We start from the raw sequence: 18706 nt of genomic DNA on the forward strand, positions 1-18706 counted from the left end.
CAAGCCGGTAGGCCCCCGAATTTCTGAACAACGACTCTGGAGACACTCCCATGCTGCTGACCCAAGACCAGGAAATGATCCGCGACGCGGTGCGCGACTTTGCACAGACCGAGCTGTGGCCCCACGCCGCGCGCTGGGACAAGGAACACCACTTCCCCAAGGAGGCCCATCAGGGCCTCGCCGCGCTGGGCGCCTACGGCATCTGCGTGCCCGAAGAGTTTGGCGGTGCCAACCTCGACTACCTCACGCTCGCCCTGGTGCTCGAAGAGATCGCTGCCGGTGACGGCGGCACCAGCACCGCCATCAGCGTGACCAACTGCCCCGTCAACGCCATCCTCATGCGCTACGGCAACGCGCAGCAAAAGCGCGACTGGCTCACGCCGCTGGCGCGTGGCGAGATGCTGGGCGCTTTCTGCCTGACCGAGCCGCATGTGGGCTCCGACGCCTCCGCACTGCGCACCACGGCGGTCAAGCAGGGCGACGAATACGTGATCAACGGCGTCAAGCAGTTCATCACCAGCGGCAAGAACGGCCATGTGGCCATCGTGATCGCCGTGACCGACAAGGGCGCGGGCAAGAAGGGCATGAGTGCCTTCCTGGTGCCGACCAGCAACCCCGGCTATGTGGTGGCGCGGCTGGAAGACAAGCTGGGCCAGCACAGCAGCGACACGGCACAGATCAACTTTGACAACTGCCGCATCCCGGCCGAGAACCTCATCGGCGCCGAAGGTGAGGGTTACAAGATCGCCCTGGGCGCACTCGAAGGCGGCCGCATTGGCATCGCCGCCCAAAGCGTGGGCATGGCGCGCAGCGCGTTCGATGCAGCGCTGGCGTATTCCAAAGAGCGCGAGAGCTTCGGCACCGCCATCTTCAACCACCAGGCCGTGGGCTTTCGCCTGGCCGACTGCGCCACGCAGATCGAGGCCGCACGCCAGCTCATCTGGCACGCCGCCGCGCTGCGCGATGCCGGCAAGCCCTGCCTGAAGGAAGCCGCCATGGCCAAGCTGTTTGCCAGCGAGATGGCCGAGCGCGTGTGCAGCGCCGCCATTCAGACGCTGGGCGGCTACGGCGTGGTGAATGATTTCCCGGTGGAGCGCATCTACCGTGACGTGCGCGTGTGCCAGATCTACGAAGGCACGAGCGACGTGCAGAAGATCATCATCCAGCGCGCGTTGGCGTAGGCCGTCTTTCGGCGCCTCGCTCAGGCGCCCTTGCGCAACTCGCGCTCCAGCAGCGCCAGCCGCTCGGGCTCGGCGTGGTGCCGGGCCATCGGCTGCACGCTGGCAAACACGGTCCGCCCCATTTCCGCGCGCCCGCTCCAGGCCAGGGCCAGCGCGTAGTCGCAGGTGCACACGGCCAGTGAGGGCCAGGCGCCCGGGGCCTTGCGCACCAGCCCCAGAAATTGCTCACACGCCTTGCCCAGGTGGCTGGCTGCCTCGCCCGCGCGGGCCGGGTCACGCAGCGCAATCATGCCCCGCACCCAGTCGATGAATGCTTGCCCGTGGGGTGGCAGCATGGCGGGCTGTAGCATGTCCACGAGGCGCTGCGCTTCGTCGGTGTGGCCCGCGCGGGCCTCACCCAGGGCCAGGTCCATCTGCAGCGTAGGCTCTCCTGGCCGCTGCGCCATCAGGTCGCGCAGGCTGGCGGTAAAGCCCGCATGGTCGCCCGTGGCCAGGGGCAGGGTGTAGATGCGGGCCAAGAATTCGCCTTCGTCCGGCGGGCGCATGGGGTGGATGCGCAAGCGCAGGATCGCGGCGTCCACCCCTTCGGCGCGCGCCTCGAACCAGGCCATGCGCACGGCGGCATCCCAGGCGGGCTGCCGCAAGAACGCATGCCGTTCGGCCGCACGGGCCAGCCGCTGGGCCAGCACGTCCAGGCGTGGCAGGTCGCCCGTGGCGTGCGCGTGCAGCATCTGCTGGTACATGCGCTGAAACTGGTGCATGTAGGCAAACACCCCCAGCGGCGCCAGCATGGCCAGTACCAAAATGCCTTGCACCCACGGGCTCCATTGGCGCCACACGGCCAGCGCCACCAGGGCCGCGCACACCAGCAGCCAGGTGCGGTTGTTGCGCAGCAGCTGGCGCAGCGTAGTCCACAGGCCGGGGTTCTCCTGGGCTTCGATCTGGTCGCGCGCCAGCTGGCGCAGCGCCTTCACGTCCAGGGCGCCCAGCACGTCGTCCGCCATCTCGGTCATCGCACGGGCATACAGCCCCGAGGTGTGCAGCTGCACCTGGGTGAGCGGCGGCTGCTGCAGCGCAGCAATGGCCTGCATGGCTTCTTCCGCCGTCTGGGCATGCACGAAGCCCTCGGTGGGGCGGCCCTGGGCGTCCTGCGCCTGGTACAGCCAGCGGGGCGGCTGTGGCTGGTGGGTGGTCATGGTGTGGCTCCCTCGTGGTGTGGCTTGCCAGCGCGCGCAAGGCGCCGGTCTGTGGCTGCGCATCGTAGGGGGGCCGAGCGCTTGCGTTCTGCCACGGCTGGACGGGCGGTGTACCGCGGGCAGACGACCGGTGCCGTGGTGGCGCCCAATGTGGCGGGCCGCGCACCAGCCCGCGTCCCCGCAGCGATCAGCCAGGGCTTTGCAGCTGCGCCAGCGTCACAAACTCCAGCGCGCGGGCGTGGGTGCATTCCAGGATCACCGGAGGCGCTACGCCCGCCTGGTAGGCCTCCTTCCAGCGCAGGGCGCACAAGCACCAGCGGTTGTTGGGCCGCAGCCCCGCAAACCGATGCTCCGGCCGGGGCGTGATAAGGTCATTGCCCCGCGCGAGCGAGAAGTCCAGAAACGCCTGCGTCATGCGCGCGCAGATCACGTGCGTGCCGTGGTCATGCTCGTCGGTGTTGCAGCAGCCGTCGCGGAAGTAGCCTGTCAGTGGGTCGTAGGAGCAGGGCATCAGCAAGGTGCCCAGAACGTTCAGTGCAGTCATATCGTGTTGCGGTTGGCAGGTGGCAGAAACCAGATGGACCGATGTTTGTGGAGGAGGTGCTTTGGCAAGGCGTGCGGTCGGCAGTCGCTCAGTCTCCATCGCCCCGGCGGCGCAGCACGACGGTGATCTGCCCGTTGGTCTCGATGGTGGCGCGCTCCACCTCATGGGCGTGCAGGCAGCCCCCGGCGCGCAGCGCGGCCTCCACGTCCTCGCGGGTCAGCAGTTCCTTGCGCATCAGCGTCTGGTTCAGCTCGCCCTGGTGGATCAGTACCTGGGCCTTGCCGTCCACCCAGCGTCCAATGCGTGGGAAGTGGAACGCCAGCCGCGCCAGCACCACATGCATCAGCATCAGCGTGCTGGCCGAGATCAGCCCGCCCACCAGCGAGTTATCGCCTGCGTTCATCGAGTTTTGCACGGCGTTCGACAGGATCAGCAGCAGGATCAGATCAAACGGCTCGTACTGCCCCGTCTGCCGTTTGCCCGACAGGCGCATGAACACCAGCAAGAACAGATACACCACCACGCCGCGCAGCACAAACTCCCACCACGGCACGCTCATTTGCCACATTGCAAGGTTCCTTGTTGGATGCTTGGGTAGCAGGCAGTCTACGGCCTGCGGCGCGCCGTCGATTCCCTGAGCGAAAATCCCGCACAGTCCCCCGTGCAGTCCGTCCGCACCGCAGTGGCCGCCACGGGCGCCGTCTGCCGACCCCAACGAAAGAGCCGATCCATGCAACGCCGCCAATTCACCCAAGCCAGCCTCGCCGGGGCTCTGCTGTGCGCCACTGCGCAACACGCCTGGGCCCTGTCGCTGGGCGACCTGAGCAACGCCGATGCCTCCAGCGGACTCAAGGCGGCGCTGGCCCAGGGCGCGCAAGCGGCGGTGTCGCTGCTGGGCCGCAACGACGGCTTTCTGGGCAACCCCAAGGTGCGCATTGGCCTGCCCGGCTATCTGGACGACGCTGCCAAGGTGATGAAGTCCCTGGGCCAGGGCAAGCGCATCGATGAGTTGGTGGTGTCCATCAACCGTGCCGCCGAGGCGGCCGTTCCCATGGGCAAGGATTTGCTGGTCGGCGCCGTGCAGAGCATGACGGTGACCGACGCCAAGAACATCCTCACCGGTGGTGACAACTCGGTGACGGCCTTCTTTGCCGACAAGACCCGGGTACCACTGGGCCAGCGCTTCTTGCCGGTGGTGAATCAGGCGACGGAAAAGGTCGGCCTCACGCAAAAGTACAACGCCTTCGCGGGCAAGGCTGCGAGCTTTGGCCTGCTGAAGGCCGAAGACGCCAACCTGGCGCACTACGTTACCGGCAAGACGCTCGATGGCCTGTACTTCATGATCGGAGAGGAAGAGCGCCGCATCCGCCAGGACCCGGCAGGCGCCGGCAGCGCCATCGCACGCAAGGTGTTTGGCGCCTTGCGCTGAAGGGCTGCCGCGATGTCTTTGCCACGGCCCACCGACCCTTGCCCCTGCGGGCGCCCGGCGCCTGCGGGCCCTGGAGGCAGCAAGGGCAAAAGCGCTGCCCCCTTGCCATTCGCCAGCTGTTGCGGCCGTTACCTAGCTGCACCTGGGGTGGATGCCGTCGCTGCCCCGGATGCAGAAAGCCTCATGCGGTCGCGCTACACCGCCTTTGTGTGCGAGCGGGCCGACTACCTGCAGGCCACCTGGCATGCCAGCACGCGCCCGGCAGCACTCGACTTCGACGCTGGTGCCAAATGGCTGGGCCTGGACGTGCGCCGCCACGTCATCACCGATGCCGAACACGCCGTGGTCGAGTTCGTGGCCCGCTACCGTGTGGGCGGCCGTGCCGTGCGCCTGCACGAGACCAGCCGCTTTGTGCGCGAGGGCGGGCAGTGGTTTTACGTCGATGGAGACCAGCAGGGCTGAAATCCAAGCCAAAACTGCTCCATGCGCTAGATAAATATGCCTTGATAGCTATGAAATTTGAAGCAATCCTGTTTGACTGCGATGGTGTGCTGGTGGACAGCGAGCCCATCACCAACGGCGTTCTGCGCGACATGCTGGCCGAGGCCGGGTGGGTGCTGACACCCGAAGAGTGCATGCGCCTCTTCATCGGCAAGATGGTGCGCAGCGAGGCCGCGCGCATTGAGCACCACACCGGCCGCCCGCTGACCGACGAATGGATGTCGGCCTTCTACGCGCGCCGCAACGCCGCACTGGAGGCGCAGCTCACCGCCATCGAGCACATCCATGGCGCCGTCGAGCGCGTGCACGCCCACCATGATGGGCGCATTGCCTGTGCCTCGGGGGCTGATCGTTTCAAGGTCGAGATGCAGCTGGCCAAGGTGGGCCTGGCGCCGTACTTCGCGGGCCGCATCTTCAGCGGCCACGAGATGCCCGCCACCAAGCCCGCGCCCGACGTGTACCTGGCTGCCGCCGCTGCGCTGCAGGCCACGCCCACGTGCTGTGCGGTGGTTGAAGACACGGTGACCGGCGTGACTGCGGGCGTGGCCGCCGGGGCCACCGTGTTTGCCTACGCGCCGCTGGACGATGGCGCCGCGCTGCGGGCCGCCGGGGCGCAGCATGTGTTTTGCAGCATGGCCGAGCTGCCGGGCCTGCTGGGCTGCTGAGCCGGACCGCCATGACCCGCCGCGTCGATGCCTACAGCCTGCGCCTGTTCGCCGCCGTGGCGCAAGAGGGCTCCATCGTGCGAGCTGCGGCGCGCGAGCACATTGCGCCGTCGGCGCTGAGCCGTCGCCTGACGGACCTGGAGCATGCCTTTGGTACGCCGCTGCTGGTGCGCTCGCCGCGCGGCGTGCAGCTGACGGAGGCGGGTCTCCTGGTGTTTGAGCGTGGGCAGCAGATCGATCAGGGGCTGCAGCAGCTCGCACGCGAGGTGCAGTCGCTCGATGGCCGCGTGGCGGGCACGGTGCGTGTGGCGGCCAACACGTCAGCGGTGGTCGGCTTCCTGCCAGAACGGCTCAAGACCCTGTTGGCCCGGCATCCGGCCCTGCATGTTTCGCTCAAGGAGCTGGATACGCCGGAGGTGGTGCGCAGCTGCCTGGACGACCATGCCGACGTGGGCGTGGGGGTGTGCATGGATGTGCCCGCAGGCATGGAGCGCTGGCATTTCGCCAGCGACCCGCTGCTGGTGGTGCTGCCGCGTGGCCACGTGCTGGCCCGGCGCAGTGCCGTGGGGTTTGCCCAGGCGCTCGAGTGGCCGCTGATCGGTGTGCGGGCTGGGGGCTCGCTGGACCGCTTCGTGCATGCCCAGGCACTGGCCGCCGGGCGCAGCCTGCAGATGGCCGTCTCCGTGGGCAGCTTCGACGCCGTGTGCCGCATGGTCGAAGCGGGCCTGGGCATTGCCATCGTGCCCCAGAGCGCGGCGGCCGCCTATGCAGGAAGCCGCCACTTTGTGCGCCGTCCGCTGCAGGAGGACTGGGCCGCCCGTGAGCTGTGCCTGTACGCCCTGCGCAAGACGCCGCGCCTGCGCTCGGTGCAGGCCGTCATCGACAGCTGGAGTGGGCCCGCGGGATAACCCGGATCGCGATTTTTGCGAGACCCCCTGTGCTGCATTGGCGCTTGGCCTGCGTTGGGCGTCGGCCGATCATGCAGGCATGCAAGCCCATGCCAGCACAGTCCGCTTTGACGGCCGCATCCTTTTTCTCAGCCAATCCGCCGATGTGATGCAACGGCAGATGGTCGACGCAGCGCTCACCCCGGGGGCGGCCGGTGCGCTGCGCGACGATGTCTCCACCGACGAGATCACGCCGCTGCCCATCCTCACCCACTACGACGCGCAGCTGGGCCGGTACCCGTACACGGGCTTCAGGGCCGGCGACAGCCTGCCCATCGTGGCCGATGCGGTGCGTCAGGGGGGCTTTCAGGTCACGGTGGCAGGCAAGCGTTATGGCAAGGGCTCCTCGCGCGAGCACAGCCCCGCCGCAGAAAAACTGGCGGGCATCCGCCTGGTGGTGGCCGAGAGCTTTGAGCGCATCTACCGCCAGAACGCCGACAACATCGGCCTGTTCACCTCCACCGACTTTGGCCTCATCGAGCGCATCCAGCGTGGCGAGGCCATCGCCATCGACGAACTGGTGGCGGGCCGCGATGCGCTGGCGGCCGCCATCCTGCGCAGTGGCGGGCTGCTGCGTTTTGGCCAGCGCTTCATGCAGGGCGTGGCGCCCGTGGCCGAGTCGGGGCAGGGCGGCGTTGCGCCGCGCACGCTGTTCGAGAAGATCATCGCCCGCCACGCATTGGCCACCGAACTGACCGCTGCGCATGCCGCGCCCGGCGACGGCGCCTTTGTGCAGGCCGACTGGCGCTTCATCCATGAGTACTACACCGGCATGGCCGCCCACATGCTGGGGGCGGAGTTCGGCACATCGCTGGCACTGAACGGGCCCGAGTCCATCGTGGTGTTCGAGGACCACACCTCCTACGTGCACGAAAGCGCGACCCACGTGCGGGCCGGCCTGGTGCCCAACGTGCTCGCCATGTGTGCAGCGCAGCGCGCTTTTGCCAGGCGCTTTGGCCTGCGCATGCACCGCACCCTCACCGAGGACGAGGCCCGCAGGGACGATGGCAGCAACGTCGCAGGCATCTCGCACGCGATGATGGCCGAGCACTACGCGCTGCCCGGCCAGGTGGTGGTGGGCACGGATTCGCACACCCCGCACAGCGGCGCGCTGGGCTGCGTGGCCTTTGGTGTGGGCACGACGGACATGGCCAATGCCTTTGTGACGGGCGCGGTGCGGCTCACGGTGCCCGAGCAACTGCGCATCGTGCTCGACGGTGCGGTGCCCGCCGGCGTGACGGCCAAGGACATCGTGCTGCACCTGCTGGCGCTGCCGGCCATCCGTGCGGGTGCCGGGTTGGGCAAGGTGTTCGAGTTCTGTGGCCCGGCCGTGGCGGCACTGTCCACCGACGAGCGTGCCACCCTGACCAACATGACGGCCGAGCTGGGTGGCTTTACCGGCATCGTGGCGCCCGATGCCGAAACGGTGCGCTTTCTGCGCGAGCGGCGTGGGGTGGATTTCACGATCGAGCCCTGGATGCACAGCGACGCCGGGGCCCGGTACGCGCAAACCATAACAGTGGACTGCACGGCGCTCACGCCCATGCTGGCGCGCCCCGGCGACCCGGGCAATGGCCTGCCGCTGGCCGATCTGGCCGGGCCCGTTACGGTGCACATCGCCTACGGGGGCTCGTGCACGGCGGGCAAGCGTGAGGACTTCGACCTGTACCACGGCGTGCTGCAGTGGGCCGCGCAGCGCGGCCTGCGCGTGGCGCCACATGTGCAGCTGTTTTTGCAGTTCGGCACCACGGCCGTGCGCGACTACTGTGTGGCGCGCGGTTACATGCCGGTGTTCGAGCAGGTCGGCGCGCGCATGCTGCAGCCGTCGTGTGGGGCCTGCGGCAACTGCGGGCCAGGCTCGTCCACCACCGCCGACCAGGTCACGGTGAGCGCCATCAACCGCAATTTTCCGGGCCGGGGCGGCCCGGGCCCCGTCTGGCTGGCCAGCCCGCCCACGGTGGTGGCCAGCGCAATTGCGGGCGAACTGCTGTCCTTTGCGGACCTCAAGGCACGGCACCCCTGAACAAACACAACGACAGGAGACAAACGATGAATTCCTCAAACCTGGCATGCATGGGCCGGCGATGCCTGTTGCTGGCTGCCTTGGTCGCAGGTGGCCTGGCCCACGCGCAGGGCGACAAGCCGGTGCGTGTGATCGTTCCGCTCACCACGGGCTCGACCGTGGACACGCTGGCCCGCGCGCTGTCACCACCGCTGGCGCGTGCGCTGGGCCAGCCGGTGGTGGTGGAGAACATTGCAGGTGCGGGCGGCGTCTCGGGGACGGCCCAGCTGGTGCGCGCGCCCAAGGACGGGCAGACCCTGGCGCTGGTCTCGTCCAACCACGTGATCAACCCGGCCATCTACAAAAGCATGCCCTTCGACACGCTCAAGGACATCACGCCCATCACCGTGGTCGGCACGGTGCCGCTGGTGCTGGTGGCCACCAATGCGCTGCCGGTCAAAAGCCTCAAGGACCTGGTGGCCTATGCCAAAGCCAATCCCGGCAAGGTGGACTACGGCTCGGCTGGCAATGGCAGCGTGCTGCACCTGGCGGCCGAGCTGCTCAAGAGCGAGGGCGGCATCTTCCTCACCCACATCCCCTACAAGGGCACGGGCCCGCTGACCACTGACCTTATTGGCGGGCAGATCCACCTGGCTTTTCTGTCGGTGACGGCCGCCGCACCCCACGTGAAGGCCGGGCGGCTGAAGGCGCTGGGCGTGTCCACCACCCAGCGCTCGCAGGTGCTGCCCGAGGTGCCCACCCTGGCCGAGGCAGGGCTGCCGGGCTACAGCTTCGATGCATGGATCGCGTTGATCGGCCCGGCCGGCCTGCCCAAGGCCCAGGTGCAAAAGCTCTACCAGGACGTGAAGGCCACGCTGGCGCAGAAGGAGGTGCAGGACATCATGGCCGCGCAAGGCATCGCTCCGGTGGGCTCCCCGCCGGAGAGCGCCGAGCCCTTCTTCAAGGCTGAGCTGGCCAAACACGCCGACCTGGTGCGCCGGTCCGGCGCTGTGAAAGACTGATCCACCGTGCACCGCATCGCCTTCCTGCCCGGCGAGGGCATCGGTCCCGAGGTGCTGGCGCAGGCCCGGCGTGTGCTGGAGGCCCTGCGCGGGCCGGATTTTGACTTTGACGCCGTGGAAGCCCCTGTGGGCGCGGTGGCCTGCGATGCCCACGGCCATCCCTTGCCGCCCCACACGCTGGCAGCAGCCTGCGCGGCCGATGCCGTGCTGTTTGGCGCCGTGGGCGACCCGCGCCACGACCATCTGCCGCGCGCGCTGCGGCCCGAGCAGGCCATCCTGGGGCTGCGGCGCGGCATGGGCCTGTATGCCAGTCTGCGCCATATCCAGATCGACGCCACGGTTGCGATGCTGTCGCCGCTCAAGACGCAGCGGGTGCAAGGCGTGGATGTGCTCATCGTGCGCGAACTGGACGGCGACGTGTACACGGCCCTGCCCAAGGGCCAGCGGGTTGCGGCCACCGGCCCCTTTGCGGGCGATGCCGAGGGTTTTGACTCCATGCGCTATGCGGCGGGCGAGGTGCGGCGCGTGGCGCATGTGGCCTTTGGTGCGGCACGCGCCCGGCGCGGGCAACTGGCCAGCGTGGACAAGGCCAATGTGCTGGAAACCTCGCGCCTGTGGCGTGAGGTCGTGACCGAAGTGGGTCGCGCGCACTACCCGGATGTGCAGCTGCGCCACCTGTACGCCGACAACGCCGCCATGGCCCTGGTGGCCAGCCCCCAGGATTTTGATGTGGTGCTGGCGGGCAACCTGTTTGGCGACATCCTCAGCGACCTGGCCTCGGTGCTTACTGGCTCCATCGGCCTGCCCGCGTCTGCGCTGCTGGGGGATGGTGAGCCGGGTCGCACCCGGGGGCTCTTCGAGGCGGGGCATGGCACGGCGCTGGACATCGCGGGTACAGACCGCGCCAACCCCATCGGCTGCATCCGTGCGGCTGCCCTGCTGCTGCGGCATGCCTTGGTGCGGCCAGACCTGGCAGACCGGGTGGAGCAGGCCGTTCGCCGGGCGCTCGCCAGCGGGTGGCGCACGGCCGACATTGCAGATGCTGCAACACCAGAAAACCTGCGCGTTGGCACCCGCGCCATGGGCTCTGCCGTACTGCAGCACCTGCGCGAGGGCGCCGAGGTGCCGGGCACCTCCCTGTCATTGCTCTGAGCCTCGTTCGCAGCCCGGCAAGGTCCACGCGGGCGTTCAGGGCTGCGTATCGGGCGCGGGTGTGGTGGGCATCCCTTGCTCCTCTGCCGCCCTTACCTGCACCTCCATGGCCCGCTGGTAGGCAGGCCGTGACTGCAGCCGCTGCCAATAGGCCTGGGTGGCCGGCCCAAACTGCGTGTTCAACCCCAGGTGCTGCGCGAGCAGCAGTGCATACCCGACAGCCACGTCTGCGGCCGTGAATCGGCCTGCGCACAGGTATTCGCTGTGCGCCACCGTCGCTTCCACGGCCCGCAGCCGTGCCAGAAACCAGCGGCTGTAGTCCTCCACCACCTGCGGTTGCTTGCGCTCTGCCGGTTCAAACCGCCCATAGCGCAGCACCAGCGTCTGCGGAAAGGTCAGCGTGGCATCGCTCATGTGCAGCCAGTTCAGGTACGCGCCATACGCCGGGTGTGTGGGCGCCACATCCAGCCCCGCGTCGGGGTGCGTGGCGGCGAGGTATTGGCACATCGCCGCCGATTCGGTCATGCGCACCTCGTTCGGCGCGGCGCCCTGCACCAGCAGCGGCACCGTGCCCAGCGGGTTCTCATCCAGAAACCACCGCGCCTGGGCACGCGGTGGGAAGGGCAGCATGTGGAGCTGGTAAGGCAGCTGCAGCTCTTCGAGCATCCACAGAGGGCGGAAGGAACGGGCGCTGACGCAGTGGTGCAGATGGAGCATGGGGAGGGTTTGAACGGTTGGGGGCTGCCCCGCAGCTTAGCCGGTAGCAAGGTGCTGCCCAGACGGCGCGTCACCCGGCGGGTGGTCTGCGTGCAGCTCATCGGGGCAATAGTGGATTTCAATGGTCGAGTGGACGATTTCCTCGTGCACCGACAAGCGTTCGCGTACCCCTGCCGGTGTGAGCTGGTGATCGTGGGTGACCACAGTCATCGCGCATGAATACACCTGCTTGCCCACCCGCCAGACATGCAGGTCGGTGATCTTTGTGTCGCCCGCATCCGGCGTGGTTTCCACCACCTCGCGAATCTCGTCGACCACTGGGTGGTCCATCTCGCGGTCCAGCAGCACCTTGCCTGTATCGGTGATGAGGCCCTTGGCCCAGACCGCGACCAGCACCGCGCCGACGACACCCATCAGGGGGTCAAGCCACGACCAGCCGAAGATCCAGCCACCCACAAGGGCTGCGATTGCCAGCACCGATGTCGCGGCGTCGGCGATCACATGCAGATAGGCCGACTTGAGGTTGAGGTCGTGGTGGTGGCCACCGTGGCTGTGTCCATGGTCGTGCCCGTGGTGGTCATGTGCATGCCCGTGTTGGTGGCCGTGCCCATGGTGATGCGCCTTGCCCAGAATCAGTGCGCAGACCACGTTGACCACCAGCCCGAGAAGGGCGATCACGATGGCCTCCTTGTACCGGATCGGCTGCGGCGAGACGATGCGCTCCACCGAACCGACCAGCATCATGGCTGCCACGCCCAGCAGGAAAATGGCGCTGGCAAAGCCGCTCAGGATCTCGATCTTCCAGGTGCCAAAGGCAAAGCGCGGATCTCGCGCGTATCGCCGGGCGGTCCCATAAGCCACGGCCGACAGGCCAATCGCCACTGCGTGGGAGCTCATGTGCCAGCCGTCTGCCAGCAGCGCCATCGAGTTGAACCACCATCCGGCGGCTATCTCGATCACCATGGTGACGGCGGTGATCCACATCACCACGCGCGTGCTGCGTTCAGCGGCGTCGTTGCCGGTGTCGAACACATGGTCGTGGACCCAGCGGGAAAGATTTTCGGTATGCACAGTCGTTCTCACTTGATGTAGGCGCGCAAAACATCGACCAATTCATGGGCGCCCTGCGCGCGCTCGGCGTCGCTGGCGATCTCTGGACTGGCGATATGGGTGTGCACATGCTGTTCAAGCACCTCCGTCATCAGCCCACCCATGGCGCCGCGCACGGCTGCAATCTGGTGAAGGATGTCTGCGCACCCTTTTTCTGCATCGAGCGCGCGCTCCAGGGCTTCGACCTGCCCCCGGATGCGACGCACCCGAGCCAGCAGTTTGGATTTTTGTTGGATGGTGTGACTCATCGGGGCTCGAAAAATGACATAGGGGGGTAGGGTATTTTAAATGCAGCTTTGCGAGTACCCCGAAATGGGGGTGGGGATGCCGGAGACGGCGGCGGTCTGGAGCAAAGCCCCCCCCCTGCTTTTTGCCCCTACACCCGCACCGCCCTCCGAAACTCCGCCGGCGACTGTCCCGTCCACCCGCGAAACGCCCGGATAAAACTCTTCTCGTTCTCAAACCCCGCGGCCTCGGCCACCTGCTTGATGGGCCGCTGCGTGCGGTGCAGTAGCTCCACCGCGCGGGTGCGGCGCACCTCGTCTTTCAGGCCCTGCAGCGTGGCGCCTTCTTCCTTCAACTGCCGGTGCAGCGTGCGCGGCGACACGTGCAGCAGCGCGGCCAGTGATTCGGCGCTGTGCTGGGGCAATGCATGGGAGGGCTGGCCGGGCAGGGGCGCGGCCAGCAGCTGGCGCACGCGCTGCACCAGCAGGCGGTCGCGGCGGTAGTGCAGCACGGTCAGGGGCAGGGCGTGTTGCAGCATCTGGCGCAGGGCCTGTTCGTCGCGGCGCAGGGGCAGGTGCAGGTAGCGGGCGTCGAAGTGGATGGCGGTGCGTGGTGCGTGGAAGGTGATGGGGCCACGGAACAGGACGGCATACGCATCGGCATGCGGTGGGGCATCAAACGCAAATTCGGCAGCGATGAGGGGGATGCGCGAGTCCACCATCCAGCAGGCCAGGCCATGGGCATTGCGCAGCACCGACACCAGGCAGAACTCGCGCAGTGCACCCAGGTCGCGGGCTTCGGTGATGGCCAGGGTGGCGGTGTCGCCGCTGGTGGTGAGGTGCAGCGCAATGTCGTCCGCCAGCAAACCGTGGTGGCGGCACCAGCGGGCCAGGGCGACCTGCAGCGTGGGTGAGCTGATGGAGGCGCGCGCCAGCATGCCGTAGCTGCCCCAGGGCAGGCGGCGGCTGAACCAGCCCAGGGCTTCGTCATCCAGCTCCTGCATAGCGGCGTCGGAAATCTGTTCCATCTGCCAGGCGGTGATGTGTGCCCTGTCGTCTTGCAGCAGCTGCGGCGCAATCTGTGCCTGGGCCAGGGCGCGTTCGGGGCTCCTGCCGCGCTGCTCGTAGGCGAGAGCGATGGCCCGCACGAAGGCGATGGGCGTGGCGGCAGGGGCCGTGGCGGGCGCGGACAAGTGGTTGGCGGGTTGGATGGGCGGTTTCACGCTGCCGAGTGTGCCAGCCGTGGCACGATTTGCAACCATTGTGGCAACCCGGCCAGGGCGTGGGCTCCTATGCTTGCACATCGCCCGCCATGCGCGCAGGGCCGGATGACAGAGGAGACAACCCCGTGACGAGTGCAGCCGCAACGAAATCCGCACCGCTGGTAGACAGCTACGCCCGTGGCGCCACCGATGTTCCCCTGATCGAGCAGACCATCGGCGCCTTCTTTGCCGACATGGTGGCCCGCCAGCCCGAGCGCGAGGCGCTGGTCAGCGTGCACCAGGGCCGCCGCTACACCTACGCCCAGTTGCAGACCGAAGCCCATCGCTTGGCCAGCGCGCTGCTGGGCATGGGGCTCACCCCCGGCGACCGCGTGGGCATCTGGTCGCACAACAATGCCGAATGGGTGCTGATGCAGCTGGCCACCGCGCAGGTGGGCCTGGTGCTGGTCAACATTAACCCGGCGTACCGCACGTCTGAAGTCGAATACGCGCTCAACAAGGTGGGCTGCAAGCTGCTGGTGACCATGGCGCGCTTCAAGACCAGCGACTACCTGGGCATGCTGCGCGAGCTGGCGCCCGAATGGCATCGCCAGCAGCCGGGGCAACTGGGCTCCGTGAAGCTGCCCCACCTGAACACGGTGGTGTGGATCGACGAAGCGGGGCAGGGCGCCGACGAGCCCGGTTTGATGCGATTTACCGACCTGCTGGCACGCGGCAACGCGGCCGACCCGCGCCTGGCGCACATCGCAGCGACGCTGAAAGCCACCGACCCCATCAACATCCAGTTCACCAGCGGCACCACGGGCTTTCCCAAGGGGGCCACGCTCACGCACCGCAACATCCTGAACAACGGCTTCTTCATTGGCGAGTGCATGAAGCTCACGCCCGAAGACCGTTTGTGCATCCCCGTGCCGCTGTACCACTGCTTTGGCATGGTGCTCGGCAATCTGGCCTGCCTCACGCACGGCTCTGCCATCGTGTATCCCAACGACGGGTTTGACCCGATCACGGTGCTGCAGACGGTGCAGGACGAGCGCTGCACCGGTCTGCATGGCGTGCCCACCATGTTCATTGCCGAGCTGGACCACCCGCGTTTTGCCGAGTTCAACCTGAGCACGCTGCGCACCGGCATCATGGCGGGCTCGCCCTGCCCCACCGAGGTGATGAAACGCGTGGTGGAGCAGATGAACCTGCGTGAAATCACCATTGCCTACGGCATGACCGAGACCAGCCCCGTGAGCTGCCAGAGCAGCACCGATACGCCGCTGGACAAGCGCGTATCGACCGTGGGCCAGGTGCAACCGCACCTGGAGGTGAAGATCGTGGACCCCGACACCGGCGCCATCGTTCCCATCGGCCAGCGCGGCGAGTTCTGCACCAAGGGTTATTCCGTCATGCACGGCTACTGGGGCGACGAGGCCAAGACCCGCGAGGCGATTGACGAAGACGGCTGGATGCACACCGGCGACCTGGCCACCATGGACGCCGAGGGCTATGTGAACATCGTCGGCCGCATCAAGGACATGGTGATCCGGGGCGGCGAGAACATCTACCCGCGCGAGATTGAAGAGTTTTTGTACCGCCACTCGCAGGTGCAGGACGTGCAGGTGGTGGGTGTGCCCGACCAGAAATATGGCGAAGAACTCTGCGCTTGGATCATCGCCAAGCCCGGCACCCAGCCGACGGAAGACGACATCCGCGCTTTCTGCAAGGGCCAGATTGCGCACTACAAGGTGCCGCGCTACATCCGCTTTGTCACCAGCTTCCCGATGACGGTGACGGGCAAGATCCAGAAGTTCAAGATCCGCGACGAGATGAAGGACCAGCTGGGTCTGGAAGAACAGAAAACCGCTTGAAAGAGCCACACCCTATGACCATTCTCGACACCCAACTCAACGCCCGCTCGGCGGACTTTCTGGCCAATGCCGCTGCCATGCGCACGCTGGTGGATGACCTGCGCACCCAGCTCGACAAAGTGGCCCAGGGTGGGGGCGAGGCGGCCCGCGCCAAGCATGTGGCCCGCGGCAAGCTGCTTCCGCGTGAGCGCGTGCAGATGCTGCTGGACCCCGGCACGCCGTTCCTCGAACTCGCGCCGCTGGCCGCGCTGAACATGTACAACAACGATGCGCCTTGCTCGGGGCTCATCGCGGGCATTGGCCGCGTGAGTGGCGTGGACTGCATGATCGTGTGCAACGACGCCACGGTGAAGGGTGGCACCTACTACCCGCTCACCGTCAAGAAGCACCTGCGTGCGCAAGAGGTGGCGCAGCAAAACCACCTGCCCTGCATCTACCTGGTGGATTCGGGCGGGGCCAATCTGCCGAACCAGGACGAGGTCTTCCCTGACCGTGACCACTTCGGCCGCATCTTCTTCAACCAGGCCAACATGAGCGCCCTGGGCATCTCGCAGATCGCCGTGGTCATGGGATCGTGCACGGCGGGCGGCGCCTACGTGCCCGCGATGAGCGACGAATCCATCATCGTGAAGAACCAGGGCACGATCTTTTTGGGCGGCCCGCCGCTGGTGAAGGCCGCCACCGGCGAGGTGGTGACGGCCGAGGACCTGGGCGGCGGCGATGTGCACACCCGCCTGTCGGGTGTGGCCGACCATCTGGCGCAGAACGACATGCATGCGCTGCAGTTGGCACGCAATGCCGTGCGCAATTTGAATAAAAACAAGCCGCAGGCGCCCGCAGATCATGCGCCAACAGCTCCTAAATTTGTAGCAGAAGAGCTGTATGGTGTGATCCCGGTGGACACGCGCAAGCCCTTCGACGTGCGCGAGATCATTGCGCGCATCGTGGACGGCAGCGAGTTCGACGAGTTCAAGGCGCGTTACGGCACCACGCTGGTCACGGGCTTCGCTCGCATCGAAGGCATGGCCGTGGGCATCATCGCCAACAACGGCATCCTGTTCAGCGAGTCGGCCCTGAAAGGCGCGCACTTCATCGAGCTGTGCTGCCAGCGCAAGATTCCGCTGGTGTTCCTGCAGAACATCACCGGCTTCATGGTGGGCCGCAAGTACGAGAACGAAGGCATTGCCCGCAACGGCGCCAAGATGGTGACGGCCGTGGCCACTGCGAGTGTTCCGAAGTTCACCATCATCATCGGCGGCAGTTTTGGCGCAGGCAACTACGGCATGTGTGGCCGTGCTTACAGCCCCCGCTTCTTGTGGATGTGGCCCAACGCGCGCATCAGCGTGATGGGCGGCGAGCAGGCCGCTGGCGTGCTGGCCACGGTGAAGCGCGACGGCATCGAAGCCAAGGGCGGGCAGTGGACCATGGAGGAGGAAGAAGCCTTCAAGGCCCCCATCCGCCGCCAGTACGAAGACCAGGGCCACCCCTACTACGCCACGGCCCGCCTGTGGGACGACGGTGTGATCGACCCCGCCGACACCCGCCGCGTGCTGGCGCTGGGCCTGGCCGCCACGCGCAACGCTCCGATAGAAGACACCAGGTTCGGCCTGTTCCGCATGTAACCCCGCCGGGAGCTGCCATGGACGCTGTTGCCCACTTCACCCAGCTGGCACGCTACAACGTGTGGGCCACGGCGCGCGTGTTGGATGCCGTGCGGGCGCTGCCTGACGAGGCCTACCGGCGCGACGTAGGCCTGTTCTTCAAAAGCATCCACGGCACGCTCAACCACCTGCTGGTGGGCGAGCACCATCTGTGGTTTGTGCGCTTTGCCGAAGGCATCTCGCCCAAGGTGGCGCTGGACGCCGAGTTGGAGACCGACCGCGCGCAGCTCGATGCCCGCCTGCGCGAAGGCGCGGCACGCTGGGCACCGCTGATTGCGTCGTTCTCTCCTGACCGCTGGAACGACACCCTTGACTACACAACCATGCGTGGCACCGCGGCATCGCTGCCGTTTGCGGCCACGCTGGCCCATGTTTTCAACCACGGTACGCACCACCGGGGCCAGATCACCGCCGCATTGACCGCGCTGGGCCAACCCTGCCCGGAGCTGGACCTCGTCTACTTTTTGCAAAACCCGTCCAAGCCATGAGCAGCCAGAACCTTTCCATCACCCAGTCCGGCGCCGTGGCGCGCATCACGCTCACGCAGCCCGAGATTCGTAACGCGTTCAGCGACGAAGTCATTGCCGAGATCACCGCCGCCTTCATCGATGTGGGCGGGCGCGCCGATGTGCGCGCTGTGGTGCTGGCGGCCGAAGGCCCGGCCTTTTGCGCCGGTGCCAACCTCAACTGGATGCGTCGCATGGCCGACTACACGCAGGGCGAGAACATCGCCGACGCGGGCAAGCTGGCCGAGATGCTGCGCGTGATTTATGAATGCCCGAAGCCAACAATAGCCCGCGTGCAGGGCGACGTGTACGCAGGAGGCATGGGCCTGGTGGCCGCGTGTGACATGGCGGTGGCGGTGGACACGGCGGGCTTCTGCCTCAGCGAAGTGAAGTTGGGGCTCATCCCCGCCACCATCAGCCCTTATGTGATCCGCGCCATGGGCGCGCGCGCTGCGCACCGTTACTTCCTCACCGCTGAGCGTTTTGGCGCGGCCGAGGCGCTGCGCATCGGCTTCGTGCATGAGGTGGTGGCTGCCGACCAGCTCGACGCCAAGGTCGATGAACTGCTCAAGGCCCTCACCAGCGCCAGCCCCAACGCCGTGCGCGTTTGCAAGAAGCTGGTGATGGATGTGGCCGAGCGCGAGATCAACGGGGGCCTGATCGCCGCCACGGTGCAGGGCATTGCCGACATCCGCGCCAGCGATGAAGGCAAGGAAGGCGTGCAGTCGTTCCTCAACAAGCGCAAGCCGAACTGGCTGGGCTGACCGGTA

19 protein-coding genes are annotated in these 18706 nt (G+C 67.1%); 12 read left to right on the forward strand and 7 right to left on the reverse strand.

Annotated elements, in window-relative coordinates:
* Positions 1-50 precede the first annotated feature (50 nt).
* A complete protein-coding gene (locus C8C99_RS00085) occupies positions 51-1181 on the forward strand; it encodes an acyl-CoA dehydrogenase family protein (protein ID WP_108624548.1) in 1131 nt (376 codons plus the stop codon).
* Between the two features lie 20 nt (positions 1182-1201).
* On the opposite strand, the gene C8C99_RS00090 is transcribed toward C8C99_RS00085, so the two are convergent.
* The 3 genes from C8C99_RS00090 to C8C99_RS00100 all read right to left on the reverse strand — a co-directional run bounded on the left by C8C99_RS00090 (position 1202) and on the right by C8C99_RS00100 (position 3489).
* Positions 1202-2377, reverse strand: coding sequence for a hypothetical protein (locus C8C99_RS00090; protein WP_108624549.1), 1176 nt, complete (start codon positions 2375-2377; stop codon positions 1202-1204).
* A gap of 187 nt (positions 2378-2564) precedes the next feature.
* Positions 2565-2921, reverse strand: coding sequence for a DUF2237 family protein (locus tag C8C99_RS00095; protein ID WP_108624550.1), 357 nt, complete (start codon positions 2919-2921; stop codon positions 2565-2567).
* An 88-nt stretch (positions 2922-3009) separates the two neighbouring features.
* The gene (locus C8C99_RS00100) at positions 3010-3489 is read right to left on the reverse strand and encodes a DUF421 domain-containing protein (RefSeq protein WP_108624551.1); all 480 of its coding nucleotides are present in this window, start codon (positions 3487-3489) and stop codon (positions 3010-3012) included.
* A gap of 162 nt (positions 3490-3651) precedes the next feature.
* On the opposite strand from C8C99_RS00100, the gene C8C99_RS00105 reads away from it, so the two are divergent.
* From C8C99_RS00105 to leuB, 7 genes are all read left to right on the forward strand, one after another.
* Complete coding sequence (locus C8C99_RS00105; protein ID WP_108624552.1) at positions 3652-4350, forward strand: DUF4197 domain-containing protein; 699 nt, start codon at positions 3652-3654, stop codon at positions 4348-4350.
* A gap of 12 nt (positions 4351-4362) precedes the next feature.
* Positions 4363-4812 (forward strand): YchJ family protein, encoded by a 450-nt coding sequence (locus tag C8C99_RS00110; protein WP_108624553.1) that lies wholly within the window; start codon positions 4363-4365, stop codon positions 4810-4812.
* A 50-nt stretch (positions 4813-4862) separates the two neighbouring features.
* The gene (locus tag C8C99_RS00115) at positions 4863-5516 is read left to right on the forward strand and encodes an HAD family phosphatase (RefSeq protein WP_108624554.1); all 654 of its coding nucleotides are present in this window, start codon (positions 4863-4865) and stop codon (positions 5514-5516) included.
* A gap of 11 nt (positions 5517-5527) precedes the next feature.
* Positions 5528-6424 (forward strand): LysR family transcriptional regulator, encoded by an 897-nt coding sequence (locus C8C99_RS00120; protein ID WP_056639025.1) that lies wholly within the window; start codon positions 5528-5530, stop codon positions 6422-6424.
* 79 nt (positions 6425-6503) lie between these two features.
* Positions 6504-8486: an aconitase family protein gene (locus C8C99_RS00125; RefSeq protein ID WP_108626978.1), complete on the forward strand. Its 1983-nt coding sequence runs from the start codon at positions 6504-6506 to the stop codon at positions 8484-8486.
* 26 nt (positions 8487-8512) lie between these two features.
* Positions 8513-9487: a tripartite tricarboxylate transporter substrate binding protein gene (locus C8C99_RS00130; protein WP_233247130.1), complete on the forward strand. Its 975-nt coding sequence runs from the start codon at positions 8513-8515 to the stop codon at positions 9485-9487.
* 6 nt (positions 9488-9493) lie between these two features.
* Positions 9494-10639: a 3-isopropylmalate dehydrogenase gene (leuB, locus tag C8C99_RS00135; RefSeq protein ID WP_108624556.1), complete on the forward strand. Its 1146-nt coding sequence runs from the start codon at positions 9494-9496 to the stop codon at positions 10637-10639.
* Positions 10640-10675: 36 nt separating this feature from the next.
* Here the strand turns inward: leuB and C8C99_RS00140 are convergent, their stop codons facing one another.
* From C8C99_RS00140 to C8C99_RS00155, 4 genes are all read right to left on the reverse strand, one after another.
* Positions 10676-11356, reverse strand: a complete 681-nt coding sequence (locus C8C99_RS00140; RefSeq protein ID WP_108624557.1) for a glutathione S-transferase family protein — start codon at positions 11354-11356, stop codon at positions 10676-10678.
* A 36-nt stretch (positions 11357-11392) separates the two neighbouring features.
* Positions 11393-12427 carry a CDF family Co(II)/Ni(II) efflux transporter DmeF gene (dmeF, locus tag C8C99_RS00145; RefSeq protein WP_108624558.1) on the reverse strand — a complete coding sequence of 345 codons (1035 nt, stop codon included), beginning with the start codon at positions 12425-12427 and terminating at the stop codon, positions 11393-11395.
* Positions 12428-12435: 8 nt separating this feature from the next.
* The gene (locus C8C99_RS00150) at positions 12436-12714 is read right to left on the reverse strand and encodes a metal/formaldehyde-sensitive transcriptional repressor (protein WP_108624559.1); all 279 of its coding nucleotides are present in this window, start codon (positions 12712-12714) and stop codon (positions 12436-12438) included.
* A gap of 128 nt (positions 12715-12842) precedes the next feature.
* A complete protein-coding gene (locus C8C99_RS00155) occupies positions 12843-13952 on the reverse strand; it encodes an AraC family transcriptional regulator (RefSeq protein WP_233247131.1) in 1110 nt (369 codons plus the stop codon).
* A 50-nt stretch (positions 13953-14002) separates the two neighbouring features.
* Between C8C99_RS00155 and C8C99_RS00160 the strand changes: the two genes are divergently transcribed.
* Genes C8C99_RS00160 through C8C99_RS00175 form a run of 4 tightly spaced genes read left to right on the forward strand, consistent with a single transcriptional unit; the run spans position 14003 to position 18700 of the window.
* Positions 14003-15769 (forward strand): AMP-binding protein, encoded by a 1767-nt coding sequence (locus C8C99_RS00160; RefSeq protein ID WP_108626980.1) that lies wholly within the window; start codon positions 14003-14005, stop codon positions 15767-15769.
* A gap of 14 nt (positions 15770-15783) precedes the next feature.
* On the forward strand, positions 15784-17391 hold the full coding sequence (locus C8C99_RS00165) for a carboxyl transferase domain-containing protein (protein WP_108624560.1): 1608 nt from the start codon (positions 15784-15786) through the stop codon (positions 17389-17391).
* A 17-nt stretch (positions 17392-17408) separates the two neighbouring features.
* Positions 17409-17918, forward strand: coding sequence for a DinB family protein (locus tag C8C99_RS00170; protein ID WP_108624561.1), 510 nt, complete (start codon positions 17409-17411; stop codon positions 17916-17918).
* Positions 17915-18700 (forward strand): enoyl-CoA hydratase/isomerase family protein, encoded by a 786-nt coding sequence (locus C8C99_RS00175; RefSeq protein WP_108624562.1) that lies wholly within the window; start codon positions 17915-17917, stop codon positions 18698-18700. Before C8C99_RS00170 ends, C8C99_RS00175 begins: the two co-directional genes overlap by 4 nt.
* Positions 18701-18706 lie beyond the last annotated feature (6 nt).

This window comes from Acidovorax sp. 107 (assembly GCF_003058055.1).
In the GTDB taxonomy this organism is placed as follows: Bacteria; Pseudomonadota; Gammaproteobacteria; order Burkholderiales; family Burkholderiaceae_C; genus Acidovorax.